This window comes from Mitsuokella sp. oral taxon 131 str. W9106, from assembly GCF_000469545.1.
Taxonomy (GTDB): Bacteria; Bacillota; Negativicutes; order Selenomonadales; family Selenomonadaceae; genus AWVT01.
Genome location: NZ_KI273057.1, coordinates 60,624 through 83,431, shown reverse-complemented (window position 1 = coordinate 83,431; position 22,808 = coordinate 60,624). Strand labels below are relative to the sequence as shown.

The 22,808-nt window shown below is 56.6% G+C and carries 11 protein-coding genes; all 11 read right to left on the bottom strand.

All coding sequences use genetic code 11. The annotated features are described in order from the left end of the window. Positions 1–30: 30 nt before the first annotated feature. Entirely contained in the window at positions 31–819 is a 789-nt protein-coding gene (gene trpA, locus HMPREF1985_RS03650; protein ID WP_021771118.1) for a tryptophan synthase subunit alpha, read from the bottom strand. Then, a complete protein-coding gene (gene trpB / locus HMPREF1985_RS03645) occupies positions 816–2,015 on the bottom strand; it encodes a tryptophan synthase subunit beta (RefSeq protein WP_021771117.1) in 1,200 nt (399 codons plus the stop codon). The genes trpA and trpB overlap by 4 nt, the downstream gene beginning before the upstream one ends. 17 nt (positions 2,016–2,032) lie before the next feature. After that, entirely contained in the window at positions 2,033–2,836 is an 804-nt protein-coding gene (gene trpC / locus HMPREF1985_RS03640) for an indole-3-glycerol phosphate synthase TrpC (RefSeq protein WP_021771116.1), read from the bottom strand. Beyond that, positions 2,836–3,465: a phosphoribosylanthranilate isomerase gene (locus HMPREF1985_RS03635; protein ID WP_040636971.1), complete on the bottom strand. Its 630-nt coding sequence runs from the start codon at positions 3,463–3,465 to the stop codon at positions 2,836–2,838. Before HMPREF1985_RS03635 ends, trpC begins: the two co-directional genes overlap by 1 nt. 388 nt (positions 3,466–3,853) lie before the next feature. Beyond that, a complete protein-coding gene (tadA, locus tag HMPREF1985_RS03630) occupies positions 3,854–4,360 on the bottom strand; it encodes a tRNA adenosine(34) deaminase TadA (protein ID WP_021771114.1) in 507 nt (168 codons plus the stop codon). Next, positions 4,357–4,641, bottom strand: a complete 285-nt coding sequence (locus tag HMPREF1985_RS03625; RefSeq protein ID WP_021771113.1) for a hypothetical protein — start codon at positions 4,639–4,641, stop codon at positions 4,357–4,359. The genes tadA and HMPREF1985_RS03625 overlap by 4 nt, the downstream gene beginning before the upstream one ends. A 102-nt stretch (positions 4,642–4,743) precedes the next feature. After that, positions 4,744–5,649 carry a DUF2156 domain-containing protein gene (locus tag HMPREF1985_RS03620; protein WP_021771112.1) on the bottom strand — a complete coding sequence of 302 codons (906 nt, stop codon included), beginning with the start codon at positions 5,647–5,649 and terminating at the stop codon, positions 4,744–4,746. Positions 5,650–5,784: 135 nt separating this feature from the next. After that, on the bottom strand, positions 5,785–9,567 hold the full coding sequence (locus HMPREF1985_RS03615) for a phosphoribosylformylglycinamidine synthase (RefSeq protein ID WP_021771111.1): 3,783 nt from the start codon (positions 9,565–9,567) through the stop codon (positions 5,785–5,787). A gap of 49 nt (positions 9,568–9,616) precedes the next feature. Beyond that, the gene (locus HMPREF1985_RS03610; protein WP_021771110.1) at positions 9,617–10,087 is read right to left on the bottom strand and encodes a YhcH/YjgK/YiaL family protein; all 471 of its coding nucleotides are present in this window, start codon (positions 10,085–10,087) and stop codon (positions 9,617–9,619) included. A 151-nt stretch (positions 10,088–10,238) separates the two neighbouring features. Continuing rightward, positions 10,239–20,984, bottom strand: coding sequence for an MBG domain-containing protein (locus tag HMPREF1985_RS03605; RefSeq protein WP_196805315.1), 10,746 nt, complete (start codon positions 20,982–20,984; stop codon positions 10,239–10,241). A 61-nt stretch (positions 20,985–21,045) separates the two neighbouring features. Continuing rightward, a complete protein-coding gene (locus HMPREF1985_RS03600; protein WP_051349053.1) occupies positions 21,046–22,701 on the bottom strand; it encodes a ShlB/FhaC/HecB family hemolysin secretion/activation protein in 1,656 nt (551 codons plus the stop codon). Positions 22,702–22,808 lie beyond the last annotated feature (107 nt).

The following is a 22,808-nucleotide window of genomic DNA, read 5'->3' as shown; positions in this document are numbered from 1 at the left end:
CAAAATCCTTTTATTTCTGTCACCATCCGATCAATATGCCTGATCGAGTGCCGTACGCATCGCGCGGATGAGTTCCATTGCACCTTTTCGGTTGCCGCTGATGATCGGTTTGACGACGGCGCTGCCGACAATAACTCCATCCGCATACGCCGCCGCCTCGACTGCCGCCTTTGGCGAGCCGATGCCGAAACCGATTGCGAGCGGCGTCTTCGTATAGCTTCGTGCTTTCTTGCAGACGGCACCAATCACAGTGTAATCGGTCTTTCGGACACCTGTAACACCGTTGTTCGAAACGCAGTAGATAAAGCCCGACGCACCTTTGCACGTCTTTTTCATGCGTGCCTCACGCGTCCCCGGTGTAATGAATTCGGCAAGATGGAATGCTTCTCCCGCACAGATTGTTCGCAGCGCTTTCGACTCCTCATGCGGTAGGTCCGGCACGATGATGCCGTCCATTCCTGCTGCCTTGAAGTCGTGTACAAACCGCTCATAGCCGTAATGATGGACGTTGTTGATGTAGCCCATGCCGACGAGCGGAACCGCAGATCTCTTCCGTATCTCACACACCATGTCGAGTATGCCGGCAAGATTTGTGCCGTTTTTGAGTGCCATGACCGATGCTTCCTGTATGACAGGACCATCCGCCATCGGATCGGAGAACGGCAGGCCAAGCTCGATGACGTCCGCCCCGACTCGTTCCGCTTCACGCACAATCCCGACGGTTTCCTTCACACCTGTCGCGCCCGCAGTGATGTAAATAATCAATGCTTTCCTTCCCGCTTCTTTGAGCGCGGTCATTTTCTGCTCCAAACGCGTCATAGCTCTATACCCTCCCCGAGTGCCTTTGCCACCATTGCAACATCCTTATCGCCGCGCCCTGAAAGACAGACAACAACGCGCTCCCCTTCCTTCGTCTGCGGCATGAGCGTTTCGAGATACGCGAGCGCATGTGAGCTTTCAAGTGCCGGAATGATGCCTTCGTTCTCTGATATACGCTGGAACGCCGCAAGTGCCTCCTCGTCCGTCACGGAAACGTACTTCACAATGCCCGCATCTTTGAAATACGAATGCTCCGGTCCGACACCTGGATAGTCAAGCCCTGCCGAGATCGAATACGCTTCGACAACCTGCCCGTCCGGATTTTGCAGGAGATAGCTGTATGCCCCATGCAGGATGCCAGGTTCTCCCGTTCCCGAAAGCGTCCTTGCACTGTCCTCCGGCGCATCACCGCCGCGGCCGCCCGCCTCTACGCCAAACTTCTTGACCGACGGCTCGTCTTTGAAGTCATAGAACGTACCGATCGCGTTGCTGCCGCCGCCGACGCAGGCGACGAGATAGTCGGGCAGCGCGCCTGCCTCCTCCCGCATCTGTGCGCGAATCTCCTCGCCGATCACCTTTTGAAAATCGCGCACGATCGTCGGATACGGATGCGGGCCAACAGCAGAGCCGATGATATAGTGTGTATCCTCGATATTGGTTGCCCAATAGCGGATCGCCTCACTCGTTGCGTCCTTGAGCGTACCCGTTCCAGACGATACGGGAATGACTTTCGCACCGAGCAGCTTCATGCGAAAAACGTTGAGCTTCTGTCGCTCGACATCGAGCGCGCCCATGAAAACGCAGCACTCCATCCCGAAAAGCGCGGCAACCGTCGCCGTCGCAACGCCGTGCTGACCGGCACCCGTCTCAGCAATCACGCGTTTTTTGCCCATGTGCTTTGCGAGCAGCGCCTGACCGAGCGCGTTATTGATCTTATGTGCGCCCGTATGCAGAAGGTCTTCCCGTTTGAGGTATATCTTTGCCTTGCCGTAACGTTCCGAGAGTTTCTTCGCCTCGTATAAAAGCGTCGGACGACCCGCATAATGCATGAGGCAGTGACGGAACTCCGCCTGAAATGCCGGATCGTCCTTGTACGATGCATACGTCTCTCCGAGCTCGGCAAGTGCCGGCATAACGATCTCGGGAACGTACTGCCCGCCGTATTCGCCAAATCTTCCCTTTTTATTCTCACGCATGTCTTTTCTCCTTTTTCTCAAGCTGTCGCTTGTGCGCTCTTATCATTCCTGCCGATACCTGCCAACGCACGCGTAAACGCCGAAACGTCCGCCGATCGAACGAGTCCTTCGCCGACGAGGACCCCGTCACATCCTGCCGTGTAAAGTCGTTTCGCATCCTCTTCTGTAAAGACGCCGCTTTCGCTGATGAGCTTTCGATTTCGATCCGCATACGGCAGAAGCTCAATCGTCTGCTTGATCGACGTCTTGAACGTTGCGAGATTGCGGTTGTTGATGCCGATAATCTCAGCAGGTGTCGCAAGTGCCTTTTCCATATCGTCTCGGTCGTGCACCTCGATGAGTGCATCCATGCCGAGACTCCACGTCGTGTACAGAAAGCGCTTGAGTTCCTCCCTCTCTAGGATGCGGGCGATGAGGAGCACGGCGTCCGCGCCTAAAAGACGCGACTCGTAAATCTGGTATTCGTCGATGATGAAGTCCTTGCGCAAAAGCGGAATCTCAATCTCGCGGCGCACAGCGCAAAAGTCTTCATTCGAGCCAAGAAAATGTGGATCCGTGTGTACCGAGAGCATCAAAGCACCGTTATCCTCATACGTATGTGCGAGCTCCAATACAGAATATCTCTTCGTGAGCCTTCCCTTTACAGGACTTTGGAGCTTGCACTCAGCGATGAGGATCCATGGTTCATTTCGCATCCGTTTTGAGCCGCGAAACGAGCTGTACACTATCTTTCTTTTGATGTCGTACAGCGGCTGCTCTCGCTTTGCTGCCTCGACGGTATCTCTTTTTTCCTCCACAATTTCTGCCAGTATATCACGCATTACAATTCCTCCATTTCATTGATGCGCTGCACTTCTTTCATAAAGGTGCGGATGCGTTCTTCCGATTTCTCATGATCAACCTCTAGGCTGCCCGAAACGTCGACGCCGTACGGTTCGAGAATAGCTGCCACCTCGGCAACATTTTCCGTTCCGATGCCTCCTGCGATGAGCACGGGTTTTCGGATGGCCGCAATCACCGCCTTTGCCGCACGCCAGTCGAACGATTTCCCCGTCCCTCCGAAAACGCCGGGGCGAAAGGCGTCGACGAGAATCATCGCGGCAGGATACCCGTTCGCTGCCTCTGCCGAGAATCCATCACCGTATCGATATGCCTTGATAACGGGGTGCTCAATCTGCTCTGCGTAGTCCGCCGTCTCATGCCCATGTAGTTGAACGTAGTCGAGGCCGCATCTTTCGGCAAGCGAATTGACGTACGCGGCATCCGCATCGACGAAGACGCCGACTTTCTTGATGCGATGAAGGCTTTTCGCAATCCTTGCAGCCGATTCCGGCTCGACATATCGCCTGCTCCCGTGCCAAAAGACAAAGCCGATGTAGTCCGCGCCTGCATCTTCCGCTGTGCATGCCGCTGCAATCGTCCTCATTCCACACAATTTTGTTCGAAGCATCGCTTCACTTTCCCCCTCCAACTTCTTTCATGCGAAAAAAAGCCCCGACAGGTCAAAACCTGTCGGGGCGAAAATTCGCGGTACCACCCATATTCAAACGGCAAACGCCATTCCTCAATTCCAGCACGGGATGCAATCTCAATCGATCCGATACTGTAGCCAAATAACGGTGGCTACCGTCTCAGCCTACTAGCTTATGGAATCCATAATGGCATAAAGCCATGCGTTCGGTGAACACTCGCGGGACCATTCACGAAACATATCACGCCGGACCTTACACCTACGCCGACTCGCTGATGAGATAGCGGCTACGCTACTATTTCCCGTTCAAAGTTTTCATTTTTACAATAGAATTATCAATGAATTCTATCTTACACACATTCTTGTATCATGTCAAGGGAAAATGCGGATCTTCTTGCTTATCAGCAAAACTGCGCTCCTTGCGCCGCTCGCGGAAAAAACACTTCATGATCGCAGCGCACTCTTCCTGCAGGATTCCTGCCGTGACCTCCGGTCTGTGATTGAGTGCCATATGACCCGGAATGTTGAAAATCGACTCGCAAGCGCCAGCCTTCGTATCCGTACTGCCGTAGACGACGCGATCAATGCGGCTCATGACGATTGCGCCCGCACACATCGGACACGGCTCAATCGTCACGTAGAGCGTAAGCCCCGAAAGGCGCCATCTGCCGAGTGATTCACACGCTGAACGAATCGCGACCATTTCGGCATGTGCCGTCGCATCGTGCCACGTCTCGCGCCGATTGTGCCCAGAAGCGACGATGTCCCCATCGGTGCTTACGAGGACGGAACCAATGGGGACTTCTCCTAGATCGTATGCTTTTTGCGCCTCTTTGAGCGCGCATTCCATGAACATCTCGTCGCGGGTCTTCATGGCGTCTCTGCTGCATGCGGCAATCCATCCGCCCACTTGATCTTTGCTTGTCCCGTGTAGAATAGGGACTGCGTCGGACGCGAAAGATTCAGATTATAGGCACTCTCGCGCTCTGCTGCACGCTGCGCCAACTGCTCTTTCCGCCGCTCCTGTTCTTCATTGAGCATATGGGAAAAGCCATCCTTCTGTTCCCCATCCTCTTTGCGCCTGCGCGCGAACGGGCTTTCTTCGTCATAGCGCACCTTCGAGACACGCGCAATACGCTGAACGCGTTCTACCATAGCAATCCCCTCCCTCTTTTAGATGCAGAGCTGCACCTTGTTTATTAGTATATCGTCGAGTTCTTGCGTTCCGATAACAATAGGATAAAAATTATATTATTTCTATTTCATGCGTGCGTTGAACTTCTCGACCATCTTCTCCGGCTTATACGACTCCTTTGCCTTGCGAAGCCCTTCGTGCCCCATATCCTCCTCACGGTTGATGTACGTCATCGTGCTCCATGCATGCTCAACGAACCCTTGATTGATCGCGGGATACGCGCCGCGAATGTCGGGGTCGGCTTTTTCGACATGGATGACTGCTGTATCGAGATTGAGTGGCTCACCGAATGTGAACGCAATGATTCGATTGTCGAGACGAATCGCGCCGCCCTTCAGTCCAAAATAATCAAAATCGTTGAGAACCTCCAGGATGGCCTTGCGCTCCCAACCGATAAATGGATCGTTTGCCTCGTCCTGCACGCGCATCTTGTACCAGTTATTCAGCTCGATCTTGCATGCCGTGATGATATCCGCCGTGATCGGCAGGTACTCCGCTTCCGGATAAAGCTTGCGGAACGCATTCAGATGATTCTTCTTCGAATGCAGCTTGCGTCCCGAAAGCGTGATGAGCTTTTCTGCAAGGTAGACGTAATCCCAGTTGTCGCGATCTTCCTCGATCTCGAACTTCGCATCGGAATACGCTTCAAGCGCATCGGCAAAGTGCTTCTCGATGCCCATGAAAACGAGGGGCTTGCCCATGTGATCAAAGTGTGCGGCAAACTTCGTGATCGCCTCTTCATACTTCGCGGAATCGCAGAATGGCTGGAGTGCCATGAGCTCGCCTTCCCACTCACAGGTCATAAAGAGGATGCCATCCTCTTCTGCCCATTGAATGCGGTACGGCTCGCGCCACATGAAAAGATTCGTAAAATTAAAATGGGAATTCTCATAGTAAGCGCTGTGAAAATATGAATCGAGCAGCGGCTTATCGTCTTTTTGCAAATCCTGGAATTTTATGGTGCTCATCCTCCCTGCGAAGCAATGCGGCAATGCCAATGTATGTGTCTAATTATATCAAGTCTGTCAAATACAGCGCGTGACTAGCTCACATTCTCCGCGATGCAAAAATCCCCATTGCCAGAAAGGCAACGGGGATTTCTCTTATTTGTAATAGCGAACACCGGCCGCAAAAAGCTTTTGATCCTTGTTGCCCGGCACATTCTTTCCGATGTCCTTGCCGATTCGCTCGCTGTGTCCCATCTTGCCGAGGACACGGCCATCAGGGCTCGTGATGCCTTCGATCGCATTGAGCGATCCGTTCGGGTTGTCGGGCATGAGCATTGTCGGATTGCCGTGTGCATCGACGTACTGCGTCGCAATCTGCCCGCGTACGCGCATCTGCGCGATCGTCTCAGCATCGCCAACGAAACGCCCCTCGCCATGTGAGACGGGAATCGTATGAATATCGCCGACGCGGACATCGTTAAACCACGGCGAGAGATTCGATACGACGCGCGTCTGCACCATGCACGAAACATGTCTGCCAATATTATTATAAGTGAGCGTCGGCGACTTTCCCGTGAGATCGCAAATCTCGCCGTAAGGCACGAGACCGAGCTTGATGAGTGCCTGAAACCCGTTGCAGATCCCGAGCATGAGCCCGTCACGTTCGCGCAGGAGCTTCATGATCTGCTCGGCAATACGCGGATGGCGGAACATTGCCGCGATGAACTTGCCGCTTCCATCCGGTTCGTCACCGCCGCTGAAACCGCCCGGCAGCATGACGATCTGTGCCTTATGGATGCCCCTTGCGATCGCCTCGACTGTATCCTCAACGGCACTCTTCGTGAGGTTGCGCACGATGAGCGTCTCGGGGACGGCCCCAACGCGCTCCCATGCGCGAGCCGATTCGTACTCGCAATTTGCACCAGGGAATACGGGGATAAAGACGCGCGGATGTGCAAGCTTCGCTTGGGCGTTGATGCAGTTCCCCTTCTCGTAGGGAAGGCACGTCGCGCGTTCCTTGCTGTTCTTCGGCGGAATCTGCGTTGGGAAAATCCGCTCCAACGGCTGCGTGTAGGCTTCGATCGCATCGTTCAGCCCAACGACCGAATTGCCGCAGACAATGCTCGGCACATCCGTCGTCATACCGAGCTCGACGACGCCCGTTCCTTCGAGAAGCTCCAACGCTTTCGTGTTTTCTGCCACCTCGATGAGGAGCGAGCCGTAGTCGCTCGTAAAGAGTTCGTTGTCCACCACAGGACGAGCAAAGCGGAACCCGATATTATTGCCGAGGCACATTTTCGTGAGTGCCGCTGCAATGCCGCCAATGCCCACGCTCTGCGCCGAGAAGACCTTGTGCGCGCGAATCAGCGCGGTGACCTTCTCGAAATTCTTCTTGAGCTGGCGAAAGATCGGCATATCCTGCGTGTCCTTGCGCATCGGAATGAGATAGACCTTGTTGCCCGCATACTTAAACTCTGGCGAGAGTGCATCGTCCGCTTTGATGACATCGATGGCAAATGCCACCAGCGTCGGCGGAACGTGAATCTTCTCGAACGTCCCTGACATCGAGTCCTTTCCGCCGATGGCAGGAATACCAAGCCCATGCTGTGCCCAAAGTGCGCCCAAGAGCGCGGCAAATGGCTTTCCCCACTTCGCCGGATCCGTTCCAAGATGCTCGAAATATTCCTGGAATGTCAGGCGAATCTTCGAGGCATCGCCTCCGATGGCGACCATCTTCGCCGCTGCTTCGACGACCGCATAGACAGCACCGTGGAACGGGCTCCACTCCATGAGTGCAGGATTGAGCCCGAACGTCATCGCCGTTGCCGTATTCGTCTCTGCGCCAAGGACAGGCAGCTTCGCGACCATGCCTTCCGTCGGCGTGATCTGATTCTTGCCGCCGAACGGCATAAGAACCGTATTGCCGCCAACCGTCGAATCGAACCGCTCCGCCAAACCCTTTTGGCTGCAAATATTGAGATCCTTTAGATTCTCAAGCCATGCCTGCTCAAGATCCGCCTGCTTCTCCTGAACCGCTGTCGGAATCTCACGCATGTAGCGATGGCTGCGGTTCGGCTGCACGATCTTCGCCGAGACGTGCAGCCGAACGCCATTCGTATCGAGAAATGCGCGCTGCATCCGTACGATGGGCTTTCCGCGCCATTTCATGACGAGGACAGGCTCCTTCGTGACCTCAGCAACTTCCGTCGCCTCAAGGTTCTCGCGATCTGCCGCCGCCTTAAAGAACGGAACGTCCTCCGGTGCAAGCACAACTGCCATGCGCTCCTGAGACTCCGAAATCGCAAGCTCCGTTCCGTCAAGGCCATCATACTTCTTGCGCACTGCGTCAAGATTGATGACGAGCCCGTCGGCGAGTTCGCCGATCGCAACCGCGATGCCGCCTGCACCAAAGTCATTGCAGCGCTTGATCTTGCGGCTGACCAAGGGATCGCGGAAGAGCCGCTGGATCTTACGCTCCGTCGGCGGATTGCCCTTCTGCACCTCTGCACCGCATGTCGAAAGCGACGCCTGCGTGTGTTCTTTGGATGAGCCAGTCGCACCGCCGCATCCATCGCGTCCCGTGCGTCCGCCGACGAGCACGATGACATCGCCCACCGCCGGATGCTCACGCATCACGTTCCCTTTAGGTGCTGCCGCAATGACCGCACCGATTTCCATGCGCTTTGCGAGATAGCCATCATGGTATACCTCGCGCACCTGTCCCGTCGCGAGACCAATCTGATTGCCGTAGGAACTGTAGCCTGCCGCTGCGCCGAGCGTGATCTTCTTCTGTGGAAGCTTTCCGGGGAGCGTATCTTCGAGCGGGCGCCGCGGATCCGCCGCGCCCGTTACACGCATTGCCTGATAGACGTAGGAGCGGCCTGAGAGCGGATCGCGGATCGCACCGCCAAGACACGTTGCCGCGCCGCCGAACGGCTCGATCTCCGTCGGATGATTGTGTGTCTCGTTCTTGAACATGACGAGCCAGTCCTCCGGCTTGCCGCTGACATCCGCCTTGACGACAACGCTGCAGGCATTGATCTCCTCCGACTCATCAAGATCAGTGAGAAGACCTTCCTTTCGGAGTGCTTTCATGCCCATCACGGCGATATCCATGAGCGTGACATCGCGAATCTTATCGCCGTAGACGGTCTGACGATCCGCGATATATTTCTCGTATGCCTTCGAGATGGCGGGCGAGAAATATCCCTCCTCGATATCGACAAGGTCAATCGCTGTCGTGAACGTCGTATGGCGGCAGTGATCCGACCAGTACGTGTCAATGACGCGAAGCTCCGTGATAGTCGGCGCGCGATGCTCCTCATCGCGGAAGTACTTCTGACAAAACTGCAAATCATCGAAGCGCATCGCAAACCCTTTTGCCGCATGGAATGCTTTCAGCGCGCCTTCATCCATCGCGTTGAACGCATCCAGGACTTCGACGTCGGCTGGATCTTCCGTCACCATCTTAAGCGAAGCCGGCTTCTTAAGACTCGCTTCACGGCTCTCGACTTTATTGATGCAATAATCCTTGATCTTCACGAACGTCTCATCATCGATCATGCCGACGAGCACGATGACGCGCGCAGCGCGGATGAGCGGCTGCTCTTTCTGCGTAATAAGCTGGACGCACTGCGCCGCTGAATCGGCACGCTGATCGTACTGTCCCGGCAAATACTCGATCGCAAAGACACGCGCCTTTGAAAAAGGAGGGAGTTCTTCCTCATAGATCACATCAACGGGCGGCTCAGCAAAGACGATGTTCTTGACCTGTTCGTACTCTTCGTCGCTAATCCCCTCGATATCGTAGCGGTTGATGATACGAACAGCCTTTAGGTCGAGCAGACGAAACGTTTCCGTCAGATCGGCACAGAGCTGCTGTGCCGCGACATCATAAAATCCCTGCCGCTTTTCTACGAAAATTCTTCTTACCGTCATGCGCTTTTATCCTCCCTATCTAGCTTCACTGCTGCGGGCAAATCATGGATTACAGGCTATCGACACGCACCTTCACGACGACCTTCGTCACCGCTGATGGCTTATCGATCGCAGTTTGAGGCCGATGTACGTCATTGGGATACAAAATAGCATAATTTCCAGCTGACAAAATAAAATTGCTCTCCGGAACGAGTGCCTCGTAAAACGCGATATCCCGTTCAGCATCGTATGGCACGACAATCTTGAGATCCGGGCTAAGCGGGCACCAGCCAAGATACTCCTCCCCTTCGACGACGCATTGGATGTCGACATACTTCTCGTGCACCTCCGGACGGCACTTTGCCATAGGGCGCGTCTTGTACCGTTCGATGACTGCATAGCTCACGCCCTCTTCAATATCGTACCTGCCACTCTCGAACGTACGGAGATCGTGATTCTTGAGGTATTCGAGCGCCTTGCGAATGGAATGAGGAAGTGTCACATACCCCTGATCCAATTTTCCGAGGCTTCCTATTAGCATGGATCCATTTCCTCCTAAATTTGCTGTGTTATGGGATTTGACCATAATACTCCTTATTTATTTTAACGAATATGCGGCATATATGCAACATTTTCTTAAAGACATGTAAAAAACGGCGCATGGGAAATTCCCATGCGCTGCTTCTGGTTGTTTATGCATTGCCCAAATTCTTGTACTCAGTGTAGATGTAGACGGCACGAATCTGTTCCGGCATGACCCCCATCTCTTCAATGGCAGTCACGACGCCCGTCGCGAGCAAGGCACGCTCTGCTGCACGATCATCGGAATGAATGAGATCATACGCCATTCCATTCTTCGGAACGATGGCAACGATGCCATTCCCGAACAAGATCTCATACTCGCCGCCTTGCTGCTGATATGCAAGGCGGAAAGCGTTCTCAACGCCGTTGACGAGCTCATCCGGAGAAGGAATTGGAGCCTTCTCCGTCGAGGGAATGATGGAGAGTTCCTGTGAACTGTATTCCACTTGGTACATGCCATCAAGGCGTTTCGAATCACCGTCCGTAAAGAGAACGGGGATAACGTTCTTCTTCTTGCCGTGCACTTCTTCTGCGCCGCCCATATCCGGTGTATCGTAGCCAGCATTGTCACCTGTACTCGACATTGAGGAACGCATCGATTTACTTGGTGTCCCGTTGGAAGCATCGGAAGAACCACGCGTGCTGCTCGAAGTGCTGCCCATCGTCCCCGTAGAGCCGCTCGTCCCACTCGCCGAGCCGCCAATGCCGCCTGCACCACGTCCGCTGCGACCGAGCTGCACGCGAATGCTTCCATCAGTCCCAATTGCGACGTGATGCTGCATGGCATGATCGCCAATCTGGATCGCGACGTTGCCCGGCGTCGTCGGGATCAACGAGTTTGCCACGCTATCCGGCGATGCCGTTCCACTCGCCCCCATACGGGGAATGCCGGAGGGATTCCATCGAACGTTTCCGCCGCCCGATGAGATCGAGCCGATTGGCACACCATGCAAAAAACTGCCGCCTGATACGGAAGATCCGCCGCTCACTGCGTGATTGACTGTGCTCATTGCCGACATCGCTCCCTGCGTCGCACGACCTTCTGGCGTGTTCGGCGGAAAACCAGCTGCCTGAATCGTCAGTGCGCCCGGCTTATACTGGAAGCGATAGTTCGCCATATTGCCGCCCGTGAACGTCCAATCCGTCGAAGGATGAATGACGCCCACATGCTTTCCTGCACTTGCGCGTGCTCCCATAGAAGCATCGTATGAAGCCGAAAGCCCTATGATCTGCGCGCCAAAGACGAGTCCCGTGTCTTCCGTAGGTGCCTGTACATACGCAGTGGCAGCCGGATTCGGCTCGCCGTATTTACGCGATGCATCTTTCGCCCCAATGTAAACGAGGCGCGGCAGAATCGAAAATTCGCCATCGACATACGAAATCGCGTAGTTCGATGCCTTTCCCTTGCCAAATACAAGATGCGCGTTGCCGCCCGCATCCAAAAGGGAAACGGCGAGGTTAGGCGTACCTGCGTCTGCCGTAAGCGTCGCATTCGCATCGATGTACTCCTGCACATCGCGAATCGTATCGCCGTTTACAAGACCATCTGCACGGAACTTGCTCGAGCCGGCTGCATACTGTGCCGTCGAATTCGCCGCCCCGTACGCACGCGTCTTTCTGCCTGCATAGAGCGTCAACGGACGCGGGATTACGGTCAGTGTGCCGCTTTGCGTCGTGATCGTGTAGTCGCCTGCCTTTGCATGCGACCCTGCGCCAAACGTAACGCCGGCCGGGTTCAATGCAATGGCGTAGCTGCCGGCATCACTCGCGTGCGTAGCAGGCGTCGTGACATTGAGATGCCCAAGCGTATCGCCGGCGGCAAGCATGCCTGCGACAACCGCACCCACAAACGTGCCATTATCCTGTCCGTAGAGACGCATCTTGTCGCTTGCCTTGACGGTCAGAGCAAGCGGCGTGATCGTCAGTTTGCCCGTTTCATACTGAAAGTCGTAGTTCGTCGCGGAAAGATTGCCCGTGACGCCTAGGTCGTAACTGCCCGCATGGACTGCCGCGCTTCCGTCCGCACCCTTTGCCGCATAGGAAAGCGCACCTGCCATGCCGGCCGCCGTGTTTTCCGTCTGCCCGAACAGGAAGCCCGTGTACGTCGCGCCGTTGTTGCCCGTATACGCCGTGCCGTTATAGGAAGCCGTTGCATCGTTCGCCTTGACGGTGACCATCTTTTTCTTGATGATGAATTCACCCGGCGTATAGATAAAGTTGTAGTTGCCGTTCTTCGATGGATCGAGAAGCGATGCGCCGCTTGCCGTGACTGCTCCCACATACATACCCGCGTCCGAGGTGTTCGTCAGCGATGGCGAAATGCCTTCCGTAACGCTTGCGATGGTATCGCCGTAGACGAGTCCCGTCGTCGCGTCCGCCTTGCGGACGCTGTACTGCCCGTGCGAATACGCAGCAGCCGAGTTTGCCTCACCGTACGTGCGCTCCTTCGCCCCCGCATCGATATAGACCGTGCGCGGCGTAATCCTAAGGTTCGCCGTGCCGCTTGTGATCGCATAGTCGTTCGACACGTCGACGCCTGCTGCATTCCTGATATGCGCCCCCGTCGCCGTGAGCACATTCGAATAGCTGCCGACGTCCGCCGAGCCGGTATTGCGTACACGGAGTCCCTGAAGTGTATCTCCTGCCGCAAGCATGCTGCCCGTCGCAAGACCGCCTGGAAGCGAGTCGGGCAAATCGCCGTAGACGTGCGTCGCATTGTCCGGCTTTACGGTGATCGCCTTCTTATTGACCGTCAGGATGCCGTCAACGAACTGGATGCGGTAGTCCGGATTCTTGAGCGTGACGTCGCTGCCTGCAATGCCGATGCCGTACGTTCCGGCGTGAAACGCGCCTTCGGCGTTCTTCTTCATCGTGCCGTCCGTATTCTTCGGTACGGCAAGCGTGCCATACTTGAGCCGATGCATCGTGATGACGCCCGCTTCGGTATTGCCGTTCGTAAGCCCGGAAACCGTGTAGCCTTCGCCGTTCGTGTACGAAACACCGTCGTACGTCTTCGTCCTGCTTTTCGCTGTCAGCGCGAGCTCACGCGGCGTTACGCGATACTCCAGCTCGACCTTGTAATTTAGCGGATTCGATGTAGCATTGCTGTTGAATGCCACGACTTGGTTCTTTCCTCCTGCCGCGACTTCGCTGCCGAATTCGCCCATTCCTGCGCGCAAGGTTCCATCGATATTTGCATTCGCATGGGTACTGCCGTCAAGATGCGCCCAACCCGTCGTTCCGTATCCATTTGCCTTGATGCGCATTTCCAAAGCATGCAGCGCTGTCGCATCATGCGCATCGCGCGCTGCCTTGTCGGCCGCTGACTCGTTGCCGACACGCTGCGTTTCAAACCGATACTTTGCGTTCGTAAAGAACGCCGTATTCGCATCACCGTACGGACGCTCGCTGTATATCCTGACCGTTGGGCGGTCATAGTAGAAGAATCCATTTCCTGTCGTATAGCCTGCAATGCTTTCCGTGCCATACGCCGTACCGTAGCGATGGAAGTTGAGGTACAGATTGAGCGTGCCCTCCTTGTCCCCGACAGAATCCTTCGTCGAGATCGCAAACCTGCCGCCCGAAATGGGGTTCGAGCTCGTGCTGTTGTTGATGAAATGACCATTTTCTGCCGTGATGTAGACAGGTGTGTTATTCGTCGTCGCAATCGTGGCATGCTCGCCGAGTATGACATTGCCGGAATCCTTGTTCGTGATTTTGACTTTTCCTGCCCCTGCTTCGACGGAGCCATCGAGCTTCACACCGCCTTTCGTCGTGAGCTCGAATTTCCCCGCGCTCTTGACCTTGCCGATGCTTCCAATCCGATTGTTTTCATTGGTGAGCGAGACCTCGTTCGCCTCGATATTGAGCTTATCAATGCCCGTGACTGCACCCGTTCCGCTGACCTTGCCGCCTGACTTCAGCGTGACCGCATCGGTGAGTCCCTTGCCGACACGGAGTCCTGAAGGATTGATATCCCCAGCCCCAGCATCCCCGATGATGATGTTTTGGAATCTTACGGGATGCCCGTTTACCGTGCCGGTGCGGAGGAGACCCGTTCCCGAGAAAATCTTTGGGTCGAGTTTCAATGGATCATTTGTGCCGGCTGACGCCGCAGGTGTGTCAAAGTCAATCTTCTTTTCCGGCGTATACGTCGAAAATTTAACGACGCCGTCACTCGTGATATGGCTGTCGTCATCGACAACAAATTCATCTGTCGTAATGTAGGTGTACGGACCAACGCTCGGTCCGGTGCCCGGACCTCCTTTGTAATTGATGATATGCACCTTCGAGAACGTGACCTTGCGACTCTTGACCGAATAGTCATTGCCATGCGTGTCAATCGAGCCACTGACCGTTACGCCGCCCGCAGCACTATGAAGTGCCTGCACAATGTTGACCGGGTCCGTGAAGCCGACCGTACCGCTCTGCACGAGGTTGCCGGTTGCATTCTCGTCACCAATCGTGATAAGCGAGAATCCGTCACGGAAAACGCGCGTATCCGTCACGTCATGTGCCGGATCGTCATCCTCAAAGTACTCGGAGAACAGATTGAGCCCGCCGAGAGCATCGGGATCCGTCGTCTTGGCTCCCTTCTGCAGGTAAAGGTCGCGTGCCGTATCGAGCGTCTTGACATTGAGCCTGCCAGAACCGTACACGCGTGCGCTTCCGTTCGGTGCACCCGCAATGTCGAGCGTGTCGGCTGCGATCATAAGGTTTCCAGAGCCTGCTGTGAGCTCACTCGCCGCATCCATCTTAAACCTTTTGCCGCGAATCCCAACATCCTTGTTGTTTCCGACGATCTTCCCGCCCGTGAATTCGACCCCGCCGAGGCCATTGATCGTCGTCGGATTGTCGAGATGCACTTCTCCCGAAACGTACGCCTTGCCCGTGCCGTCCGCACGTCCAAGCTCGATCTCCTTAAATCCGTCTGCGATCTTCTTGTTTGCGCCGCTGAGCGCGTCCGCCTTGATGGAAAGGCCTGCCGTGTTCTCCGCGCCAAGGTAGAGTGCCCTGGACGGCGTCTTCTGCTCGATCGTCAGTGTTTTCGTACCTGCAGAAGCGCCCGAGACCGTGCTCTGAATTTCTTTATCGAGCGTCAGGCTGTCCGTCGTGAGCTTGATATTGCCCGTGCTTTTGAGTCCATACAGCGGTGCCTGATGGATCGTGACCGTCGTGCTGTCAATCTTTTCCGGCTGGGTGACCGTACCGACCGTAAGCTTATCCGACGTGATCGCGACATCGCCGACGTGATTCGCTGCGATTGTCCCGATCTTGTTGTTCTTGCTGTCAAGCGTATACGTTCCCTTGAACTCGAGGCGCAGGTTCTTCGCCTCGAGCGAGGCCGCAGCATCTTCTTTCACGTCACCGCGCGAGCGAAGGATGACGCTGTCCGTGCCGTGCTGGACGAACTTGCCCTTGATCTCGATGTGATTTGCCGTAAGATACGTATGCTTGCTGCGATCTGCGCCGGGATCGAAGTCTCCGACATGGATCGTTTCCTGCGTCGTGCCGCCGTCTGCACCGCCCTGTCCGAAGTCATACTCGCTGAAGCCATTGCCGACGACGTTCTTCATGAAGCTGTTCGTGATCTTCATGTCGCCCGTCACGCCGTCACCAAGCGCGAGTGTCCTGCCCGCATCGAGCGTGCGCAGCCCGAGGATGCCGCCGCTTCCGACGACAGCCGGCGCACCGGCGCTCGCCTGCAGATCGTCGATATTGTTGACGTAGACGTGGAGCGAGCTCATATTGCCGACGGAGATCTTGCCGCGTGCTGCAGTGCCGACGGACCGATTGCTGAGCTTGTCCGTACGCACGTTGAGACGCGCGCCGTCGCCGAGCGTCATGCCGCTCGCGCCGATCTTGACCTCATTTCCTGCAGCGAGACTGACATCCACTGCCTTTTTGCCCGACGCCTTTTGCAGGTTGAGCCCGTCAACGGTTACGACGCCTGCCTTGCCCGGCGCATCCGTATGGGAACCGAGGAACATCTTCACGAAGTCCTGCCCGAAAAGATGCCCGTTGAGCTGGTCGCTCGTGACGACGAGTTCTCCCGCCGAAGCTGTCGCACCGTCGCCGATGTGCATCGCATGCCCCGATGTGAGCGGCTGAATGGCGAGCGTACCCTTGCCCTTAATGCTAGGGCTCGTGCCCGCCGTCGCATCCGTCAGCTTATCCGTGCTGAGTGCAAACGTGCCTGCACCGCCCGTATCGATCTCAGTGCCCGATTCGACTTTTGTTTCCTTCGCTTGGACGTCGAGTCTTCCCGCTTCATTGGTATGGATCTGAAACGAAACATTCTGTCCAAACGTCACCTTTCCATTTTTCGTCTTCAGATTTGCTGTGACGCTCGGCTTTACGATGCCTGTCGGCGTCTTGAGCTCGACCTTTGCATTCTGTCCGAATGTAATATCCTGGTTTGCGGTGACGTTGAACACCGTTTCCTTCTTCGCGCCCGCAACATCAATCTTTTTATTGTCTTCGAGCTTAAAGTCGCGTCCCGCCTCAAAGGTTACAGTTGAAGCCGCACCATTCACGTTGACGTCATCGCGTACAACAATGTCGCGAGCCGCCTTGACGTTGATGGATGCCTTGAGTGCGCCCGCATCAAAGAAGACGTCCCGATGCCCTTCCAGGTTGATCGCATCAAAGCCGGCAAGAACATTGTTGACCGTACCATAAGAGACCTTGTAGCCGCCCGGATTCGGATCCGTCACACGGTTGTACGTATCGCTCACAAAGATATTCTGCGTCGCACCGACGCCGCCGAGCTTGAGCTCACCGTGTCCCTTGACCTTGCCGTTGCCGAGGTCGAGCCCGCCCTTGAGATTCAGCGTGAGCTTATTGACTTCGAGTTTGTCGCTCGAGCCGGGAAGCTTCGCCCCCTCTGCCGTGATCGTCATATTCTTCGGCTCTGCCGTCGTTCCGACGAGGTTGTTGCCCGTCATCGTGACATTGCCCTTGCCGCTCGGCACAGCCGTATCGTGCGTCTCGATGTCCGCATTGCCCGCAAAGGTCGTATCCGCGACGTTGACATTGCCATGGTAGTCTTCCCCGCCGACTTTTAGATCGTCGAACTTGCTGCCGTTCAGATTCCATGCGCCGGATGCCGTTCCGCCGATTTGGATATCCGCGGTATTCGTCTGCTTGTTGAGGCGAAGCTTTTTCGTCTCAAGCTTGCCTGGTGCAAACGTCATGGAATCCGACTTCAGATCCGCCTTCTCCGTCGCCTTGAGCTTTTCCGCGATATCAAGCGTGCCGCTATTGACATCGAGCTTTACATTTTTCGCCTCTACACCGGCAACTGCCGTATTCGTATTGCGATTTTGGACGCTTGCCGTCTGGAGACTGCCAAGATTCGATAGTGCGAGCTTGCCATCGGAGAGATCTGTCGCGAGATGACGAATCTTGTTTTGCACCGTGTCAAGCACAAAGTCGCCCTTGCCCCAAAGCAGGACATCGTCGACGGCAAGCGGACTGCCCGCGCCTTCCGTCATGCCGTTTTCCGAGTAGGCGCCGAGGGTCTTTCCCGCGCCTTCGCCGGACGTGATCGGCCCGTCGAATTGGATGCCGCCCTTGGAAAAGAGACTCGTATAGATCGGCAGATCCGTGATGGAAGAAATCGTTAGCTTGCCCGCATCCGTCTTATCGCCAATGACTACGTTATGGAACCCGCCTGCCTTGAGCTTAGCGAGCACCGTATTGTCAAGATAGGTGCCTGTGCCGCCAATCGTGTAGTCCGAGCCCTTCGTCTTGCGTTTTACCGTGATGGTTCCCGTCCCCGACGGCATCGCATTCGCCCAGTTCGTGATCGTGTCTGCCTCAAGCGTAAGGTTGCCGGAACCAGCCGAGAGACTCTGTGCGCCCGTAAAGGCAATCGAAGGCGCACGAAGCGAGAAGTCCTTATTGGTCGACCCTGCCGTACCGCCTTCCAATGCGATGCCCGTGCCGCTCTCCACGGCGAGCGGCGACGTTGCCGATGCCGTTCCGATCGTCACAGTGCCCGTATCCTTCGAACCAATGCCCACGTTTTTCGCGCCGGCGGCAATGAAATCAAGACGAGCCAAAGCGAGCCCCGACGGAGTCGCCGTACCGATCGAAATCACGCCGCCTGCTGCGGCCGTATCGATCTTGACTTCGCCGTCCGTGCTCTGAATGAGGTCGGTTTCCGTTCCGGGAAGGTTGATTTTGTTGATTGCGAAGTCGGCCTTGCCGCCCGTCGCATCGATCTTCACACCCGAAGCGAGATCCAGCGTTCCCGTCCTGACCTTAAGGTCGAATTGGTTCGTCCCCGTGCCCTTGATCTTAGTGTTCTGCTCGAGCCTGACATGCTTTGCCGTGCTCGTCGTGAGGGCTAGGCTTCCCGTCCCCGTCGACGCAACGCCGTCGCCCGCAACCGTGATGTCACCCGCCGATTCCACCTCGCTCGCGCCGGACTTCAGCGTGAGGCCTTCTGACGGCGTACCCGCCTTGCCGAGCGCGATGTCGACCGCATTCTTGAGCGCGAGGCTCCCCGCCTTGCCTGTAACCGTCTGGATCTCGTTTGCCGCCGTGAGCTCGACCTTCGCGTCATCCGCCTCAAGATTTACTTCATCTGCCGTAATCTTGCCCGGTGCCTTGACCTCAGTGCCTGCTGCAACCGTCAGTGCATGACCGGGATCGACCGTGACCGCCTGATTGACTGCGACCTTGCCATGCGGGGACCGGAGTTTGAGGTTGCCCGCTGCATGGACTGCCGCGTCGATGGAGACCGTGCCCGTGCCATCATCTGCACCGATTGCGGTCGCATCAAATCCCGTCACCTTCGTTCCGTCGAGGAAGGAAGCGGGGAGATTGAGCGCATTCGTGCCCGTGCCGCCGATGCTGACGTTGCGGCTTGCCGTGCGCGGCGCGACGGTGATTTCTGCCGTTGCACCAGCCGCCGGCGCAGGCGTGAGCGAAGAATCGATCCCTTGGAACGCGCCTTCGAGCTTCGCTTTGTCAGCAGCAAGCACAATCCTGCCCGCCTGCAAGTGCGAGGCGGAATCCACCGACAGATCGTCCCCTCCGCCGTCATTGCGCGAAACAAGCTGGATTGTACCCGTATTTCCTGCCGTGATAGTTGCTCCATCAAGCTGGACGCCGCCATGTCCGGCATGATTCGTGACGCCCTTCAGTATGACGGAGCCGCCACTCGTATCGATCGTCGTCCCCTTGAGCAGGATGCCCGCCGCATCCCAGGAGCTCGATGCGTAGTCAACGCCATCGCGGTTCGTACCGCCGTGAAGCAGGAGATTCCCGCCGTTCGTATTGAGATGAACGGCATTGACGCGGATGTAGCCGCCGCCGTTCTTATCGTCGGAAGCGGAAAGAAAGTCGAAGCCAAGCTTGCCCGAAGTCGATGCAATGTCCCGATTGATGACGATATTATGCCACGCCTTGAGCGTGAGCTTCACGTCGCTGCCCGCTGTCTTGTGAATCGGTGCATTGACCATGATGTTGCCTTCCGGGCCACTCGTCGGCGAGCCCGTGACGATCTCAACGTCCGTACCTGTATTGAGCACCGACTCGATCTGCGACGCATGGATTTTCGTATCATCTGCTGTATAGGTATTCGTGCCGCCCGAAACCGCCTGCGCCGGCGTAACGCTGTCTGCTTCGATGAAGACGTTTGCCGGGTCGAGCAGCCACTTGCCCGCCCTGCCGCTGTCGGACGCTGCCGACGCGAGCCCTTCGACGGTGAGGCGATGCCCTGATGTCTCGATGCTGCCGCCTGCCCCCGCGCCCTTGCCGCGCGCCACGATCTCGCCCGCGAACTTCGTCTCACCGTCCGACCAAAGCGCGACCACGCCGCCCGCGCCGCCGTCCTGCTTCGCCGACGCATCAATCTTTGCGCCTTGCTCCATCGTAACGTTTTTCGCATGGGAAAGCGAGCCCGCTCCCTGCCAGCCGCCGCCAGCTTCGACCGTGCCGCCCTGTGCGCCCGTGACGTCCGTCGCAGAGCCGCTGCCGAGCCGGACATCGTTTGCCGTCATCCGTACCGTTCCAGTCTTTCCGTCAAGCGAGCGAGCACGCACGATGCCGTCCTGATTGACGGCGGAGCCAATGAGGTCCTCCCCCGTCTGTGCCGTGAGAAATACAAGCCCGCCGTCCGCCTCGACGAGTCCCTTGTTCATCACGGCGGCGTCGATCGCTTCCTGCGAAGGCAGTACGGAAACCGTTCCGTCCCCCGTAAAGTCGAGTGCCACCTTCGTGCCGGCAGCGAGTTCGACCTTGCCCTTCTTCGCGACGATGACACCGTCATTTTCGACTTGCGGTGCGAGCAGCGCGACCGCGCCCGCATGTTCCGCGATGAGCTTGCCCTGATTGAGCACTTTGCCGCTATGCGCATTGCCGGCAAAGGCGTAGCGGCCCGCCATGAAATCCGCGTCGCTGATCTTGAGCGTCGAAGCAACGAGCGAACCGACGTTGACCTGTGAGTCCGGCGCAAAGAGCACGCCGGCAGGGTTCACGACGAAGACACGTCCATTTGCTGCGAGTGCGCCAAAAATCGCGGAGGGATCATTGCCCACCACGTGATTGAGGAGTGCGGCCTGTGCGTTTGGCTGCAGAATATTCACGCGTTCGCCGGCTGCGATACCGAACGACTGCCAGTTGATAACGGCATTCTGCGTCATCTGACGGATCGCCATCTCCGCGCCATTGCGCGCGATGTCTGCCGCACCTGCCGCGACCTGTCCGCCCTGCGGCATCGCGAGGGTCTGCGTCGAAGAACCAAATAGCAGGCCTGCGCCGAGGAGCAGTCCTGCACTGCGGCGCAGGATCTGCGAGCCAGACTCCTTCTTGCGACGCAGCCTACGAGCCCGTTTTCTTGTCATGCGCATCATTCGATCTCCTTATCCAAGCTGCAATCTCTTACTTTTATGTACAGTTTCATTTTCATGAAAACAAGCGATAAAGCTGAAACCAAAGCCTGCCACGCGAATCCTCGCGGGAATCCTTTGCATGCTCTGGTCCTAAGCGCCACGCATAGTGAAGACGGCCGACCCACTGACTCTTTCGGCTCCAGTTGATGCCGATGCCCATGCCATAGAGCGAGCGGCTTCCCGTGTAGTCACCGCGCGAATCGTGATAGAGTCCAACGTGGCCACCATCCACGAAGGCAATCAGCTGCCAGATATCCGACGCGCCTTCCTTCTTAGGCAGCGTGTCGCGGTACTCGGCGCTCCAAAGCCAGCCATCGTCGCCCGACGCTTTACCGACGGGATAGGCGCGCACGCCGTACGGCCCGCCAAGCGAGAGCTTCTCCGACGAATCGAGGTTCTTGCGCGCCCACTGTCTCTGATACGAGAGGCAGAGCGACTCGCGCTCGGAAATGCGCTGGTCGCGCGTCAGCATGAGGTTCCATTTGCCGAACCCGCCCGACGTATGCGGGCCAAGCGGCGCCATGTCCGTCACGTAGCTCAGCTCGTCATCGATGGAGAGATCCCCCCACGTGTAGGTCAGGCTGTAGTTGTTCTTGCCGCCGCCGTGCCATTTATCCTCTGCGTCACCATTTATGCCGACCGTCCATTCGCTAGCCGTCTTTGGCGTATGGAAATCATAGGCATCGGATCCGTCCGAGAGCTTTTTGTTGTCGTAGCGCAGCAACGCATAGACACTCGACGGCTTGCTTCTGTGCAGACTGTACTGCAGCCACGTGCTGAACGTATCCGACTGCCCTGCGTAATCAAGGCTCGCATACGATCCGCCGAGCGCGTAATGCGAACGCCCGTAACTTATGCCAAGCCGCAGCCCCTGCACTAGGATCGGGCTCTGCCATGAGATCGATCCGCTCCACATACCTCCCGCCTGCGCCGAGAATACCCCGCCGATCGAAAGCAGGTCGCCCGCGTGAAACGGATTCGCATAGTTCATGAACAGGCTGTACTGGTACTTTCCCGTGTAGCGGTAGCCACCGTTGTCGAAGCCCGCATATCCCCAGAAATCCTCGCCTTTGCGCTCCGCCTGCAGGACGAGATCGGACATGCCGCGCTCCTTGCCCGCCTTCAGGAACGCCTTGATGTCTGTGCGCGGAAGGTCGCCCGCGATGAGGATGCCGCGTTCCAACGGATCGCGCTCGATGTAGTGTCCCTTTCGTACGGAGCGGATTTCACGTTTCAATACGCGATCCGCCGCGCCCGTCTTATTCTCGATGATCGTCCCATCGAAAGTCCCGATCATCACGGCAAGATGCACCGTGCCATCTGCGAAATCCTGCATCGGGATGTAGGCCGTCGCGACAAGATAGCCTTTCCTGCGCAGGAGATGCGTGAGATCGTTCGCCGTCTTTTCGAGATCCGCAAACGTCACGGATTTTCCGATCGTGTCCGCGAGCGGTCCCATAAGCTCCTTTTGCTCGAGCGGCCACGTGCCGTCAAAACGGTATTGCCTGATCGTGACCTTGGCTTCATTCTTGGTTGGTGCGGAAACAGCAGCCTGTGCAGTATCTGTCGGCTTCGGTTCCATGACAGCAGGCATTCCTGCATGTGTTGCCTTCGGCTCTGCGCCTGCCATCCCTGCCATGGCCGTGAAAAGCAGTGCCGTATACCCCACTATGGAGAAACGGCTTTGCTTGTGCCTTCGGTATGCTCCTCTTCATCTCAAAATCTTCCTCTTTTTCCTTCGGGCCGAGCTCCTTCTTGGTCTCGCCCCAACAAGCT

Bases quoted from the DNA above. Each gene is read 5' to 3' on its own strand.
- HMPREF1985_RS03620 (WP_021771112.1), bottom strand. From the start codon at position 5,649: ATGAGCACCATAAAATTCCAGGATTTGCAAAAAGACGATAAGCCGCTG.
- HMPREF1985_RS03615 (WP_021771111.1), bottom strand. From the start codon at position 9,567: ATGACGGTAAGAAGAATTTTCGTAGAAAAGCGGCAGGGATTTTATGAT.
- tadA (WP_021771114.1), bottom strand. From the start codon at position 4,360: ATGAAGACCCGCGACGAGATGTTCATGGAATGCGCGCTCAAAGAGGCG.
- HMPREF1985_RS03605 (WP_196805315.1), bottom strand. From the start codon at position 20,984: ATGACAAGAAAACGGGCTCGTAGGCTGCGTCGCAAGAAGGAGTCTGGC.
- trpC (WP_021771116.1), bottom strand. From the start codon at position 2,836: ATGCGTGATATACTGGCAGAAATTGTGGAGGAAAAAAGAGATACCGTC.
- HMPREF1985_RS03610 (WP_021771110.1), bottom strand. From the start codon at position 10,087: ATGCTAATAGGAAGCCTCGGAAAATTGGATCAGGGGTATGTGACACTT.
- trpB (WP_021771117.1), bottom strand. From the start codon at position 2,015: ATGCGTGAGAATAAAAAGGGAAGATTTGGCGAATACGGCGGGCAGTAC.
- trpA (WP_021771118.1), bottom strand. From the start codon at position 819: ATGACGCGTTTGGAGCAGAAAATGACCGCGCTCAAAGAAGCGGGAAGG.
- HMPREF1985_RS03625 (WP_021771113.1), bottom strand. From the start codon at position 4,641: ATGGTAGAACGCGTTCAGCGTATTGCGCGTGTCTCGAAGGTGCGCTAT.
- HMPREF1985_RS03635 (WP_040636971.1), bottom strand. From the start codon at position 3,465: ATGCTTCGAACAAAATTGTGTGGAATGAGGACGATTGCAGCGGCATGC.